We start from the raw sequence: 14850 nt of genomic DNA on the forward strand, positions 1-14850 counted from the left end.
GGGCATGGCAGCCGGGTCCTCAGGGCATGAAGCCGCCAAGTTTGCACCAATTCGCGGGTGAGGCTGCTGCGTCATCGCCGGGATGGGCGTTCTCTGGTTGTGGGACGTCCGGTCCCGGAGAGACTTGTCCAGCGGACAAGAGGAGCTGCCATGAGCGAGACCGCAGGAGCTTCGAGCGGTGCACAACCCGCGACGCGTACGCACACCATCCCCCAGCACAGTGCGCCGGCGTTCGAGGCGGCGCACGAGTCCTATGCCTTCGCCTGCATGCGGTGCGGGCACGGCTGGGAGCAGTCGTACGAAATACGGCACCACACCGACGCGGAAGGCCGGCCCTTCGTCCTGTACTACGCGGACGGTGAGCGCGTACCGTCCCCGCTGTCCCGCCCGACCTGCGTGAACTGTGGCGAGCACGTGGTGCGCATCATGCGCTCCGGGCAGGTGTCCGTCATCGCCGACGCCCTGCACCTGTCCGGACGCACCGTCGTACCCGCCACCATGCAGGCGGCCGCCGGACCGCTGCAGATCGGCGGTTCCCGCGAGCCGCGCGAGGCGAAGACCCGGCACGGGCGGCACCAGGCGGGGCGCGAGACGGACGAGCCGGAGCCCCGGGAGCACCACTGGCACCTCTCGGATCTGCTCAAGCCCTTCCACCGGAAGTGAGCTCCGCGGCACGCGCTCCCTAGAATCGCGTGCATGGCGGCACAGGCGACAGCATCGAACAGCGGCGGTCCGGAAGACGGCGGGCGGAAGAAGAGCGACGACAGGAACGTCCCCCCGCCGCCTCCGGCGCCGCTGAACGTGCCGGTCGCCGACTCCCACACCCACCTCGACATGCTCCCCCAGTCCACGCTGGGAGGCGCCCCCGGTAACAGCGTGGAGGACGCCCTCGCCAAGGCCGCGGCCGTCGGGGTCACCACGGTGATCCAGGTCGGCTGCGACCTGGCCGGTTCCCGCTGGGCGGCCGAGACGGCCGCCGCCCACGACGCCGTCTGGGCCACGGTGGCCCTGCACCCGAACGAGGCCGCCCGTATCGTCCTCGGCGACCCCGACGGCTGGTCGCGGCAGGGCGCCCGTGAGCCCGGCGGCGACGCCGCCCTGGACGCCGCGCTCGAGGAGATCGACCGCCTCGCCGCCCTCCCCCAGGTCAAGGGCGTCGGCGAGACCGGCCTCGACCGCTTCCGTACCGGCCCCGAGGGCACGGCGGCCCAGGAACGGTCCTTCCGGCGCCACATCGACATCGCCAAGCGCCACGGCAAGGCCCTGGTCATTCACGACCGCGACGCCCACGAGGACGTCCTGCGCATCCTGGAGGAGGAGGGCGCGCCCGGGACCGTCGTCTTCCACTGCTACTCCGGGGACGCCGCGATGGCCGAGGTGTGCGCGGCCGCCGGCTACTACATGTCGTTCGCCGGAAACATCACCTTCAAGAACGCCCAGCCGCTGCGCGACGCCCTCGCCGTCGCCCCCCTCGACCTGATCCTCGTCGAGACCGACGCACCCTTCCTGACACCGATGCCGTATCGCGGACGGCCCAATGCGCCTTACCTCATTCCGGTCACATTGCGCGCGATGGCCGAAGTGAAGGACATCGGCGAGGACGCCCTGGCCACGGCGGTCGCTGCGAATACCGCACGCGCTTTCGGGTACTGACCCCTTATTTCGCGACACCCTGTGACCATACGACTTTGGTGGGTGATGGCGGCTCCGCTACAGTCCCGGGCCTAGCCGGACCCATGGAGTGTCGTGAGTCATGCACAGGGCAGCCCCCACGCTGCACCCCGCGCCGCGACGGAGACGCCGCCGCCGTACGAGCCGTACGCGCGGCACGATCCGTACGGTTCCCACGAGCCGTACGCGCGGTACGAGCCGTACCAGACCTACGAGCCGCCCCACGAGCTGCCCTACGAGGCGTACGAGCCCTTCGGGCAGCCGCAGCTGCCCCGCCAGGCCGCCACCCCCGCCCGGCACGCCGACCCGCACGCCGGCCCCTACGCCGGCCCGCCGCCCCACGACGGGCCCCGCGACGGCAATCCCTACGCCGGCCCCTACGAGCCGCCCGGCCCCGTGGACGCCGGCCACGCCGGTGGCCGGGACACCGGTCAGGAGCCCGGCCGGGCGCCCGGTGCCCTGCCCGACACCGGCGGCCGGGCCGCCGCGCGCCGGGCCGCCGCGGAGGACCGCCGGGCCGCCGACCGGCGCAAGCGCACCACCGCCCGCGAGCGGACCGAGCCGCTGCGCCGGCTGCTCCCGCAGGCCCTCGTCGTGGCCTTCCTCGCCGGCGGCACCTCCGCCTTCATCGCCAGCGACAAGTCCGTCCAGCTCAGCGTCGACGGCAGGGCCCGCACACTGCACACCTTCGCCGACGACGTCGAGGAGCTGCTGGCCGACGAGGGCATGAAGGTCGGCGAGCACGACATCGTCGCCCCCGGCCCCCACCACGACCTGGCCTCCGGCGACCGCGTCATCATCCGCTACGGCCGCCCCGTCGCCCTCACCCTCGACGGCGAGCGCCGCCAGGTGTGGACCACCGCCCGCACCGTCGACGGCGCGCTGCGCCAGCTCGGCGTGCGCGCCGAGGGCGCCTACCTCTCCGCCTCCCGCTCCGCACGCATCGGGCGCCAGGGCTTCGACCTGCACGTACGCACCGAGCGCAGCGTCACCTTCATGGCCGACGGCCGTGAACGCACCGTCCGCACCAACGCCGCCACCGTCCGCGAGGCCATCGAACAGGCCGGCATCACCCTGCGCGGCCAGGACACCACCTCCATCGACCCCGGCAGCTTCCCGCGCGAGGGCCAGACGATCTCCGTCATGCGCATCACCGGCGGCCGGGAGGTCCGCGAGGAGCCCATCGGCTTCACCACCGAGCGCCGCGAGGACCCCACGCTCCACCAGGGCACCGAGGCCGTCGTACAGCGCGGCGAGAAGGGCGTCGAGCGCGTCACCTACGAGCTGCGGACCGTCAACGGGGTGCGGCAGAAGCCCAAGCGGATCTCCTCCGAGACCGTCAGGCAACCCCGCACCGAGATCGTGAAGGTCGGCACGAAGGCCCGGCCCACCTCCGTACAGGGCACGGACGGCCTGAATTGGTCCGGGCTCGCCCACTGCGAGGCCGGCGGGCGCCCCAACGCCGTCGACGCGTCCGGCACGTACGGCGGCCTGTACCAGTTCGACGTGCGCACCTGGCACTCCCTCGGCGGCAGCGGCCGGCCGCAGGATGCCTCCGCCCAGGAGCAGACCTTCCGGGCCAAGAAGCTGTACATCAGCCGGGGGGCGAGTCCGTGGCCCGTGTGCGGCCGTAAACTTCACGGGTGAGCTCCAGCCCCAGCACAGACGATTCCGGCGCCCTGCTCGGCCCGGCCGACATCCGCGAACTGGCCGCCGCCCTCGGGGTCCGCCCCACCAAGCAGCGCGGCCAGAACTTCGTGATCGACGCCAACACCGTCCGGCGCATCGTACGGACCGCACAAGTGCGGCCCGACGACGTCGTCGTCGAGGTCGGGCCGGGGCTCGGGTCGCTGACCCTGGCCCTGCTGGAGGCCGCCGACCGGGTCACGGCCGTCGAGATCGACGACGTCCTCGCTGCCGCTCTGCCCGCCACCATCGCCGCGCGCATGCCCGCCCGCGCCGACCGCTTCGCGCTCGTGCACAGCGACGCCATGCGCGTCACCGAGCTGCCGGGCCCGCCGCCCACCGCGCTCGTCGCCAACCTGCCGTACAACGTCGCCGTGCCGGTGCTGCTGCACATGCTGGAGCAGTTCCCCACCATCGAGCGCACGCTGGTGATGGTCCAGGCCGAGGTCGCCGACCGGCTCGCCGCCGCGCCCGGCAACAAGGTCTACGGCGTGCCCTCCGTCAAGGCCAACTGGTACGCCGAGGTCAAGCGGGCCGGTGCCATCGGCCGCAACGTCTTCTGGCCCGCCCCGAACGTCGACTCCGGCCTCGTCTCCCTCGTACGGCGCGACAAGCCCATCGAGACCACGGCCACGCGGGAAGAGGTCTTCGCCGTCGTGGACGCCGCCTTCGCCCAGCGCCGCAAGACGCTGCGCGCCGCACTGGCCGGCTGGGCCGGGTCCGCCGCCGCCGCCGAGGCCGCCCTGGTCGCGGCGGGCGTCTCGCCGCAGGCCCGGGGCGAGGCGCTGACCGTGCACGAGTTCGTCGCCATCGCCGAGCAGAAGGGCGCCACGCAGTGACCGCCGCCGTGACGGTTCGCGTACCCGCCAAGGTCAACGTCCAGCTCGCCGTCGGCCCGCTGCGGCCCGACGGCTTCCACGACCTGGCCAACGTCTTCCTCGCCGTCGGCCTGTACGACGAGGTCACGGTCGCCCCCGCCGACGAGCTGCGCATCACCTGCTCCGGACCCGACGCCGGCCAGGTCCCCCTGGACCGCACCAACCTCGCCGCCCGCGCCGCCCTCTCCCTCGCGGCCCGGCACGGGCGCGAGGCGAACGTTCACATCCACATCGCCAAGGACATCCCGGTGGCCGGCGGCATGGCCGGCGGCAGCGCGGACGGCGCGGGCGCCCTCCTCGCGTGCGACGCCCTGTGGGGCACCGGCGCCTCCCGCGAGGAACTGCTGGAGATCTGCGCCGAACTGGGCAGCGACGTCCCCTTCAGCCTCGTCGGCGGAGCCGCGCTCGGGCGCGGCCGCGGCGAACTGCTGACCCCGCTGGAGACCGGCGGGACCTTCCACTGGGTCTTCGCCGTCGCCGACGGTGGCCTGTCCACGCCCGCGGTGTACGCCGAGTGCGACCGGCTGCGCGGTGCGGGTGCGTCGGACATCGCGGACCCCGAGCCGTCGGCCGCGCTGCCGGCCGCCCTCGCGGCCGGTGACGCGGTGGCTCTCGCGGCCGCCGCGAGCAACGACCTGCAGGCCGCCGCCGTCTCCCTGCGGCCGTCGCTGGCCGCGACGCTGGCGGCAGGCTCGGGGGCGGGCGCCCTCGCGGCGATGGTCTCGGGTTCCGGCCCGACGACGGCCTTCCTGGTGGCCGGCCCGGAGGAGGCGGAGAAGGTCGCCGACGTGCTGCGGTCCTCCGGGACGTGCCGGGCGGTACGCGTCACCGCCGGCCCGGCAGCGGGTGCGACGGTGGTTTCTCTCCCCTGACCCGCCCTTTCACCGTTTCTTGTCCTCAATCGCCGGACGGGCTGCAATTGCAGCCCGTCCGGCGAGGACCGGGGTCCGGGGCGGAGCCCCGGTTACGGGAAGGGGCGGGACCGGGGAAAAGTACCCACCCCCGCCCTGGTGGGCAGCCGGCGCCGTGCGTCAGGGTGCGCGCATGGCCTCGAACACCAGCGCGCGAGATGTCGCGGCAGCGACACCCGCGACGCGCGACCGCTACATCGACCTCCTACGCGTCGCCTCCCTCGGCACCGTCGTCCTCGGCCACTGGCTGATGGCCGCCGTGACCGTGCGGGACGGCCGGGCCGAGGTCGGCAACCTCCTCGCCGTGGAGCCCCGGCTGCAGCTCCTGACCTGGGTGCTGCAGATCATGCCGGTGTTCTTCTTCGTCGGCGGCTTCTCGCACGCCCTGTCCTACCGCTCCCTGACGCGCCGGGCCGGTGGCCCCGCCTACGCCGCGTTCCTGCGGGCCAGGCTGCAGCGGCTGCTGCGGCCCACGATGGTCTTCATCGCCGTCTGGGGCGCCGGAGCCCTCGCCGTGCAACTCCTCGGCAGCGGCGGCACCTTGACGGACGTGGCCGCGCGGCTCGTCGCCCAGCCCCTGTGGTTCATCGGCATCTACCTGGCGATGGTCGCCTTCACCCCGCCGCTGCTGCGCCTCCACGAACGCTACGGCTGGGGCGCGTTCGCCGCACTTGCCGTGGCGGCGGGCACCGTTGACGTGCTGCGCTTCGCGGCCGGGGTGCCGTACGTGGAGTTCGCCGACTTCGCGTTCGTCTGGCTGGCCGTGCACCAGCTGGGGTTCCTGCGGGCGGACGGGCGGCTGCGGCGGCCGCGGGTCCCCGCCGCGCTGGCCGCCGCCGGCCTGGCCGGTGCCGCCGCGCTGGTGGCCTTGGGCCCGTACCCGCTGTCGATGGTCGGCATGCCGGGGGAGAAGGTCAGCAACATGGCGCCGCCGACCGCCGCCCTGCTGTGCCACGGCATGTGGCTGGTGGGCGCCGTCGAGCTGCTGCGCGGCCCCGGCGCCCGGCTCGTCGCCCGCCCGCGCGTATGGCGCGGCGTGGTCGCCGCGAACGGCATCGCCATGACCGCCTTCCTGTGGCACCTGACCGCCATGCTCGGCGTGTACGGGACGCTGCTCGCCCTCGACGTGCCCCTGGCCGCCCCCGCGGGCCCCGCGTGGTGGGCGCAGGCCCCGGTCCGTATCGCCGCCGCCGCGGCCCTCACGGCCGTGCTCGTCGCCGTCTTCCGCGGCGCGGAGCGGCCAGCGGCCGCCGGCAGGGCCGGCGCGGGCGCTCCCGGCGCCCGGCGGCTGTCCGGGCCGGCCGCGGCGCTGGGCGTCACGCTCGCCCTCTTCGGCGTCCTCGGCCTGTCGATGGTCGGCTTCGGCGGGCTCCTTCAGGGCCGCACGGCCGTCCTCGTCGCCGTGCGGATCACCGCACCGGCCGCGGTGCTCATGGCCGCGGGCGGCTGGCTCCTGGTGGAGACGGCGGGCGGAACGAGGCGCCGCGGGTAGCCGTGGGCAGCGCGGCCACCGCCCGGTCCGGGGCCCCGGCCGGCCATGGGATCCTGGAGTCAGTCCCATAGAGCAAGGAGCGGCATGGCAGCCAACCTGGTCAATCTGGAAGCCGTCGACAAGGTGTACGGCACCCGTGCACTGCTCGACGGCATCTCCCTCGGGGTGAACGAGGGCGACCGGATCGGCGTGGTCGGCCGCAACGGAGACGGCAAGACCACCCTCATCCGCATCCTCGCCAAGCTGGAGGACGCCGACAAGGGCCGCGTCACCCACGCCGGCCACATCCGGCTCGGCGTCCTCACCCAGCACGACTCCCTCGACCCGGCCGCCACCGTGCGGCACGAGGTCATCGGCGACATGGCCGACCACCAGTGGGCCGGCGACGCCAAGATCCGCGACGTGCTGACCGGCCTCTTCGGCGGGCTGGACCTGCCGGCGTTCCCACAGGGCCTGGACACCGTCATCGGCCCGCTGTCCGGCGGCGAGCGCCGCCGCATCGCGCTGGCGAAGCTGCTGATCGACGACCAGGACCTGATCATCCTGGACGAGCCCACCAACCACCTCGACGTCGAGGGCATCTCCTGGCTCGCGCAGCACCTGCAGACGCGCCGCTCGGCGCTGGTGTGCGTCACGCACGACCGGTGGTTCCTGGACCAGGTCTGCACCCGCATGTGGGACGTGCAGCGCGGCGCGGTGCACGAGTACGAGGGCGGCTACAGCGACTACGTCTTCGCGCGGGCCGAGCGGGAGCGGATCGCCGCGACCGAGGAGACCAAGCGGCAGAACCTGATGCGCAAGGAGCTGGCCTGGCTGCGGCGCGGTGCCCCCGCCCGTACGAGCAAGCCCCGCTTCCGCATCGAGGCGGCGAACGAGCTGATCGCGGACGTGCCGCCGCCGCGCGACAGTTCCGAGCTGATGAAGTTCGCCGGTTCGCGTCTGGGCAAGACCGTCTTCGAGCTGGAGGACGTGACCGTCCAGGCCGGCCCGAAGGCCCTGATCGAGCACCTGACCTGGCAGCTGGGCCCCGGCGACCGCATCGGCCTGGTCGGCGTCAACGGCTCGGGCAAGACCTCGCTGCTGCGCACCCTCGCCGAGGCGGCCCGTACGGACGGTGAGAAGCAGCCCGCGGCGGGCAAGGTCGTCGTCGGCAAGACCGTGAAGCTGGCCTACCTCTCGCAGGAGGTCGGCGAACTCGACCCCGCCAAGCGGGTCCTGGAGGCCGTGCAGCAGGTGCGCGACCGCGTGGACCTCGGCAAGGGCCGGGAGATGACGGCCGGGCAGCTGTGCGAGAAGTTCGGCTTCACCAAGGAGAAGCAGTGGACGCCCGTCGGCGACCTGTCCGGCGGTGAGCGGCGGCGGCTGCAGATCCTGCGGCTGCTGATGGACGAGCCCAACGTCCTCTTCCTGGACGAGCCGACGAACGACCTCGACATCGAGACACTGACGCAGCTGGAGGACCTGCTCGACGGCTGGCCCGGCTCGATGGTCGTCATCAGCCACGACCGGTACTTCGTCGAGCGCACCACCGACCGCGTCTTCGCGCTGCTCGGCGACCGCGCGCTGCGGATGCTGCCGCGCGGCCTGGACGAGTACCTGGAGCGCCGCCGGCGCGTCATCGAGGCGGAGACCCCCGCGGCCCCCGCCGTGGACGCGTCCGCCGCGAAGGCGAAGCTCGGCGCCGCCGACGCGCGTGCGGCGAAGAAGGAGCTGCAGAAGATCGAGCGCCGGCTCGACCGCATCAGCGAGCAGGAGAGCAAGCTGCACGAGCGGATCGCCGGGCAGGCGACCGACTTCGAGGCGGTCGCCAAGCTCGACGCCGAGCTGCGGGAACTGGCCGGTGAGCGCGAGGAGCTGGAGATGCGCTGGCTGGAGCTGGCCGAGGACGCCTGAGGCGGGGACGGTGGCGCCTGACGGATCGTAAGGCGTCATCAGGCGCAACAGTCTCGTCACGGGCCGGTCTCAGGTGGTGGATACGTCTGAGATCGGCCCTTGGGCTGTCAGCACCGGGTGGTACAAAGAACACCCGCTCGCCTGCCGCACACTGGCCGGATTCATGCGGATTCATGCCCTGGACCCGCGCGTAAAGAGGAAAGCTGATGTCACAGCCGCCGCAGCCACCCCAGCCACCGCAGGGCCCTCCGGCCCGGCCCGGCGGAGGCTTCGGCGCGCCCCAGGACCCGCCGCCCGGCTTCGGCGCCCCGCCGCCCGCCCAGCCCCCGGCTGCCGGGCCCGCGTACGGCTACCCGCAGACCCCGCCCCCGCCGCCGGGACAGCCCGGCCCCGCGTACGGCTACCCCCAGGCGCCGCCGCCCCCGCCGGGCGCGGCACCCCAGGCCCCGCCGCCGGGCGGCTACGGCTACCCGGCCCAGCCGGGACCGGGCGGCCCGGGGCAGCCGCACATGGCCACACAGGCCTTCGGCGCGGTCCAGCCGCCCCAGCCGCAGCAGTACGGCATGTACCCGCCCACCGCGCAGTTCCCCGGCGGTGCGCCCGGCGGTGACGGCGGCAGCGGCAAGTCCAAGCAGCGCCTGGCCATCATCGTCAGCGCCGTCGTGGCGTTGGCGCTGGTCGTCGGCGGCGGCGTCTGGTTCGCCACCCAGGGCGGCGGCAAGGACGACGAGGCCAAGAGCACGACCGGTGGCCAGGAGAGCGGCAAGCAGGGCGGTGGCACCGACGGCGGCAAGCCGGCGCCCCAGCCCGTCGACGGCAAGCTGCTGTTCAGCGTCGACCAGCCCAAGGCCGACGACCTCGTCAGCGTCAAGGGCCTGTGGGCCACGGACCAGGTCTTCGCCAAGGTCGACATGTACAAGATCGTCGGCTATGGCCTGTCCGGCGGGAAGAAGTGGGAGATCCCGCTCGACGGCGAGATCTGCTGGCCGTCCCAGCAGACCACCGCCGACGGCAAGACCGCGGTGCTCGTCAAGGCGGACAAGGCCGCCGCAGGCCAGTGCACCCAGGTCGTCGCCCTCGACCTGAACAAGGGCGAGAAGCTCTGGCAGAAGTCCGCCAAGGCCGGTGACCAGGACGTCCGCTTCGACGAGGTCACCATCGGCGGCGGCACCGTCGCCGCCGGCGGCACCAGCGGCGGCGCCGCCTGGTCGCTGGACGGCAAGGAGCTGTGGAAGCCCAAGCCCGGCGACGACTGCAGGGACGACGGCTACGGCGGCGGCACCAAGCTCGTCGCGGTCCGCCGCTGCGGCGATTACTCGCGGCCGCAGATGCAGGTGCAGACCCTCGACCCGGCCACGGGCGCACCCAAGTCGGTCTTCAAGGTGCCCGCCGGCATCCAGTACGTGCACGTCGCCTCCACCGACCCCCTGGTGATCGCGCTCGACGCCGGAGGCAGCAAGGGCAGCGGCGCCTCGGACTTCATGGCGATCGACGACAGCGCCAAGGAGGCCAGGCTGCTCTCCAAGATCTCCACGGAGAACGGCAAGTTCACGCCGAAGTGCCCCTCCACCGACGTCGAGGGCTGCATGAAACTGGCCATCACCAAGGACACCCTCTACCTCCCCTCCGAGGAGCACGCGAGCGGCAACGCCCAGCAGGTCGGCCGCGTCAACGAGGTGGTCGGCTTCGACCTGGCCACCGGCCAGTCCAAGGGCAAGGCCGAGGGCCTCCCCGGCTCCACGCTGATCCCGCTGGGCGCCGACAAGGACGGATACGCCATCGGCTACCAGGAACCCACCTACAAGGCGGGCGGCAAGGTGGTACGGATCGATCCCAAGTCGTTCAAGACCGATGTGCTGCTGAAGAATCCGGCCGCCACGGCCGACAGTGAGCGCACCCTCACGCCCGGCCTCCACCGGGGCGTGTGGTCCCAGGGGCGGCTCTATCTGGGCAGCAGCTACGCCCGCAAGCCCAGCTCCGTGAGCTTCGGCAAGGAGTACCTGACGATGGTCTTCGGCGGCAGCTGATAGTGATCGTTTGACGAGCGCTCCAGCCGCATCCCTGTCCGTCGCGCGTACATGCCTGAACGATCCGTTTCAGTCTCGAAGTACACGTGATTGGCAGGGATTTCGGCATTCCGGGGGACTTCTCACCGGTAAGGGGCGCGGAACGTCGAACAAGCGTGTAGCTTCCGGGGCAAGAGGGTGCCGGGGAGACCTGCGCGGGCGGCAGTGGGCGGCAGCGGGCGACAGGGGGTTAGCGCATGGGCGTGCGGCTCATGGTGGTCGACGACCACCGGCTGCTGGCCGAGGCCCTCGCCTCGGCACTGAAGTTGCGTGGCCACCGCGTGCTGGCCGCGGCGGCGCCCAGCGCCGGGGCGGCGGACCTGGTGATCAGCCGGGCCCCGGAGGTGTGCCTGCTGGGCACCGCGACCCCGGCCGAGCCGGGGGCCTTCGACCCGGTCGTACGCATCAAGCGGGACCGCCCGCAGGTCGCGGTCGTCGTTCTCGGACCGGTGCCGAGCCCGCTGGGCATCGCGGCCGCCTTCGCCGCGGGCGCCTCCGGGTACGTACGCCACAACGAGCGCATCGAGGGCGTCGAGCGGGCGATGATGAAGGCCCGGGCGGGCGAGGCCGCGGTGGACCCGCAGCTGCTGCAGGGGGCCTTCGCCGAGCTGCTCAACCCCGCCGCCCAGCCGGACGACGAGGGGGCCCGGCTGCTGCAGCTGCTGACCCCGCGCGAGGTCGAGGTCCTGGTCCGGGTCGCCGAGGGTGAGGACACCCGCCTGATCGCGGCCGGCATGGGGATAGCGCCCAGCACGGCCCGCACCCACGTCCAGCGCGTCCTGATGAAGCTGGGCGTGGGCTCCCGGCTGGAGGCGGCTGCGCTCGCGGCGCGCACGGGCCTGCTCGACCGGGCCGCGGGCAGCGCCTCGCTGCCGGACCGGGCCGGCCCGCCCCGTGGCCCGGGCGCGGTGGGCCCGCCGGGCGGCCCCCGGCCGACGGCCGGATGACTCTTCCGCCGCTCTTCACGCACTGTTGACCCCGATGTCGGGTCATGATTCCTTGTGTTCGGTTGTGTGCGGGGGTGTGTGAGGAGGGCGGCGTGAAGAAGACGGCGACGCGGCTCGCGGACGGCCGCGAGCTGTTCTACTACGACTCCCGTGACGACGCCGTGCGCGACACCGTCGACCAGCGGCCCCTCCAACGGCCCACGACCACCGGCGAGATCCGCCACGACCCGCTGCTCGGCGACAGCGTCGCCATCGCCTCCCACCGCCAGTCGCGCACGTACCACCCGCCGCCCGGACAGTGCCCGCTGTGCCCCTCCCGCGACGGCCGGCACACCGAGATCCCCGCCGCCGCGTACGAGGTCGTCGTCTTCGAGAACCGCTTCCCCTCGTTCACCGGCGACCACGGCCGCTGCGAGGTCGTCTGCTTCACCGACGACCACGACGCCTCCTTCGCCGCTCTCGACCCCGGCCGGGCCGCCCTCGTGCTCGCCGCCTGGACCGACCGGACCGCCGAACTGGCCGCCCTGCCCGGCGTCGAGCAGGTCTTCTGCTTCGAGAACCGCGGCCCGGAGACCGGCGTCACCCTCGGCCACCCGCACGGGCAGATCTACGCCTACCCCTTCGTCACCCCCCGCACCGAACGCATGCTCGCCTCGGCCGCCGCCCACCGCGACCGCGGCGGCGAGAGCAACCTCTTCGATCACACCGTCGCCCGCGAACGGGCCGACGGCCGCCGGATCGTCCTCGAGAGCGAGCACTGGACCGCCTTCGTGCCCTACGCCGCCCACTGGCCGTACGAGGTCCACCTCTACCCGCGGCGCAGGGTGCCCGACCTGCTCGCCCTCGACGACGGTGCCCGTGCCGACTTCCCCCACATCTACCTGGAAGTGCTGCGGCGCTTCGACCGGATCTTCGACGGGCGGGAAGGCGGGGAAGGGGGCACTGCGGGACGGCCGCCCACGCCGTACATCTCCGCCTGGCACCAGGCGCCCTTCCGCCACCCCCAACGGCATGAATTCGCCCTCCACATCGAAGTTTTCACTGTGCGCCGCACTGCCGGGAAGCTGAAGTTCCTGGCCGGTTCGGAATCCGGTATGAACGTGTTCATCAACGACGTGCCGCCCGAGGCCGCGGCCCGGCGACTGCGAGAGGTAGCGAGCGCATGAGCAGCACCACGAAATGCCTAGTCACCGGAGGCGCCGGCTACATCGGCAGCGTTGTCGCCGCCCATCTGCTGGCCGCCGGGCACGAAGTGGCCGTGCTCGACGACCTCTCCACCGGCCACCGCGACGCCGTCCCCGACGGCGCCCGCTTCATCGAGGGACGGATCCAGGACGCCCACCGGTGGCTGGACGGCTCCTACGGCGCCGTCCTGCACTTCGCCGCCTTCTCGCAGGTGGGGGAGTCCGTCGCCCGGCCGGAGACCTACTGGCGCAACAACGCCGGCGGCACGCTGGAGCTGCTCGCGGCCATGCGGGACGCGGGCGTGCGCAGGCTCGTCTTCTCCTCCACCGCCGCCACCTACGGCGAGCCCGCCACCGTCCCCATCACCGAGGACGCCCCCACCGCGCCCACCAACCCCTACGGCGCCACCAAGCTCGCCACCGACCACATGATCACCGGCGAGTGCGCGGCCCACGGCCTGGCCGCCGTCTCCCTGCGCTACTTCAACGTCGCCGGGGCGCACGGCCGCCACGGTGAGCGGCACGCGCCCGAGACCCACCTGATCCCGCTCATCCTCCAGGTCGCGCTGGGCGAGCGCGAGGCGATCTCCGTCTACGGCGACGACTACGCCACCCCCGACGGCACCTGCGTACGCGACTACATCCACGTCGCCGACCTCGCCGAGGCCCATCTCCTCGCCCTCGGCGCCGCCCGCCCCGGCGAGCACATCATCTGCAACCTCGGCAACGGCAACGGCTTCTCCGTCCGCGAGGTCATCGAGACCGCCCGCAAGGTCACCGGCCACCCCATCCCCGAGGTGCCCGCCGGGCGCAGGCCCGGCGACCCGGCCGTCCTCGTCGCCTCCGCCGCACGGGCCGGGCGCCTGCTCGGCTGGCAGCCGAACCGGCCCCACCTGGCCGGGATCATCGAGGACGCCTGGGACTTCGCACGCCGGGACGCCCGGGCCCGCACATGAGCACCGGGCGGGCCGCCCGGGTCTTCCGTGCCGTCCACGGCACCGCCTGCGAAGGGGTCTGGGCGGCACCCGGCCGCGTCAACCTCATCGGCGAGTACACCGACGTCAACGACGGCTTCGTCATGCCGTTCGCCCTGCCCCACCTGACCCGGGTGGCCGCCCGGGCCCGCACCGACGGCCGGCTGCGCCTGCACTCGGCCGCCGCGCCGGGCGCGGTCGTCGAGGCGGCCGCGGCGGAGCTCGTGCCGGGGGCGGCAGCGGGCTGGGCCGCGTACCCGGCGGGCGTCTTCTGGGCGCTGCGCGAGGCCGGTCACGCCGTCACCGGCGCCGACCTGCACATCGAGAGCGAGGTGCCCGCCGGAGCGGGGCTGTCGTCCTCCGCCGCCCTGGAGGTCGCCACGGCCCTCGCCCTGGACGGCCTGTACGGGCTGGGGCTCGCCCGGCCCGAGCTGGCACGGCTGGCACAGCGCGCCGAGAACGCCTTCGTGGGCGTCCCCTGCGGGGCCATGGACCAGATCGCGTCCGCGTGCTGCGCCGACGGGCACGTGCTGCGCCTGGACACCCGAGACCTGTCCCGGCGGCAGATCCCCCTGGACCCTGCGGCCCACGGCCTTCGCCTGCTGGTCGTCGACACGCGCGTCGGACACCAGGTGGGCGATGGTGCGTACGCGCGGCGGCGCGCGGGGTGCGAGTCGGCCGCGCGGGCGCTAGGGGTACGCGCCCTGCGGGACGTGCCGTACGCGCAACTGCCCGCCGCCCTGGAGGAATTGGCCGGCATCCCGGGCGCGGGGGAGCTGGGGGTGCTGGTGCGGCACGTCGTGGCGGAGAACCGCCGTGTCGAGGACGTGGCGGCCCTCCTGGACGCCGGTGACGCCCGGGCGGTGGGGCCGCTGCTGACGGCCGGGCACGCCTCGCTCCGCGACGACTTCGCCGTCTCGTGCCCGGAGCTGGACCTGGCGGTCGCGGCCGCGACCGGGGCGGGCGCGCTGGGCGCCCGGATGACCGGGGCGGGCTTCGGCGGTTCGGCGGTGGTGCTGGCCGAGGAGGCGGCGGCCGGGGCGGTGGAGAAGGCGGTCACCGGTGCTTTCGCCGCCGCCGGCCACCGCGCGCCGCACGTCTTCGCGGTAGCGCCGGGGGCGGGCGCGCGGCGGGTGGCCTAGTCGCCG

At 73.6% G+C, this 14850-nt stretch carries 12 protein-coding genes; all 12 read left to right on the forward strand.

Annotated features, from left to right (window positions below):
* Window positions 1-150 precede the first annotated feature (150 nt).
* A complete protein-coding gene (locus AB0F13_RS09660) occupies window positions 151-663 on the forward strand; it encodes a hypothetical protein (RefSeq protein ID WP_362077837.1) in 513 nt (170 codons plus the stop codon).
* A gap of 33 nt (window positions 664-696) precedes the next feature.
* A complete protein-coding gene (locus tag AB0F13_RS09665) occupies window positions 697-1653 on the forward strand; it encodes a TatD family hydrolase (protein WP_362077840.1) in 957 nt (318 codons plus the stop codon).
* Window positions 1654-1746: 93 nt separating this feature from the next.
* Window positions 1747-3318, forward strand: a complete 1572-nt coding sequence (locus AB0F13_RS09670) for a ubiquitin-like domain-containing protein (protein WP_362077843.1) — start codon at window positions 1747-1749, stop codon at window positions 3316-3318.
* Complete coding sequence (rsmA, locus tag AB0F13_RS09675; RefSeq protein WP_362077846.1) at window positions 3315-4196, forward strand: 16S rRNA (adenine(1518)-N(6)/adenine(1519)-N(6))-dimethyltransferase RsmA; 882 nt, start codon at window positions 3315-3317, stop codon at window positions 4194-4196. Before AB0F13_RS09670 ends, rsmA begins: the two co-directional genes overlap by 4 nt.
* Window positions 4193-5107 (forward strand): 4-(cytidine 5'-diphospho)-2-C-methyl-D-erythritol kinase, encoded by a 915-nt coding sequence (locus tag AB0F13_RS09680; protein ID WP_362077849.1) that lies wholly within the window; start codon window positions 4193-4195, stop codon window positions 5105-5107. The genes rsmA and AB0F13_RS09680 overlap by 4 nt, the downstream gene beginning before the upstream one ends.
* 172 nt (window positions 5108-5279) lie before the next feature.
* Window positions 5280-6638, forward strand: a complete 1359-nt coding sequence (locus AB0F13_RS09685) for an acyltransferase (RefSeq protein WP_362077852.1) — start codon at window positions 5280-5282, stop codon at window positions 6636-6638.
* An 84-nt stretch (window positions 6639-6722) separates the two neighbouring features.
* Complete coding sequence (locus AB0F13_RS09690; RefSeq protein ID WP_362077855.1) at window positions 6723-8531, forward strand: ABC-F family ATP-binding cassette domain-containing protein; 1809 nt, start codon at window positions 6723-6725, stop codon at window positions 8529-8531.
* A gap of 206 nt (window positions 8532-8737) precedes the next feature.
* Entirely contained in the window at window positions 8738-10558 is a 1821-nt protein-coding gene (locus AB0F13_RS09695) for a PQQ-binding-like beta-propeller repeat protein (protein WP_362077858.1), read from the forward strand.
* Between the two features lie 236 nt (window positions 10559-10794).
* Window positions 10795-11544, forward strand: coding sequence for a LuxR C-terminal-related transcriptional regulator (locus tag AB0F13_RS09700; protein WP_362077861.1), 750 nt, complete (start codon window positions 10795-10797; stop codon window positions 11542-11544).
* 92 nt (window positions 11545-11636) lie between these two features.
* Entirely contained in the window at window positions 11637-12710 is a 1074-nt protein-coding gene (galT, locus tag AB0F13_RS09705) for a galactose-1-phosphate uridylyltransferase (protein WP_362077864.1), read from the forward strand.
* Complete coding sequence (galE, locus tag AB0F13_RS09710; RefSeq protein WP_362077867.1) at window positions 12707-13684, forward strand: UDP-glucose 4-epimerase GalE; 978 nt, start codon at window positions 12707-12709, stop codon at window positions 13682-13684. The genes galT and galE overlap by 4 nt, the downstream gene beginning before the upstream one ends.
* Entirely contained in the window at window positions 13681-14844 is a 1164-nt protein-coding gene (galK, locus tag AB0F13_RS09715; RefSeq protein WP_362077870.1) for a galactokinase, read from the forward strand. The genes galE and galK overlap by 4 nt, the downstream gene beginning before the upstream one ends.
* Window positions 14845-14850: the final 6 nt, after the last annotated feature.

The sequence above is a fragment of the Streptomyces sp. NPDC026206 genome (assembly GCF_040638465.1).
GTDB lineage: Bacteria > Actinomycetota > Actinomycetes > Streptomycetales > Streptomycetaceae > Streptomyces.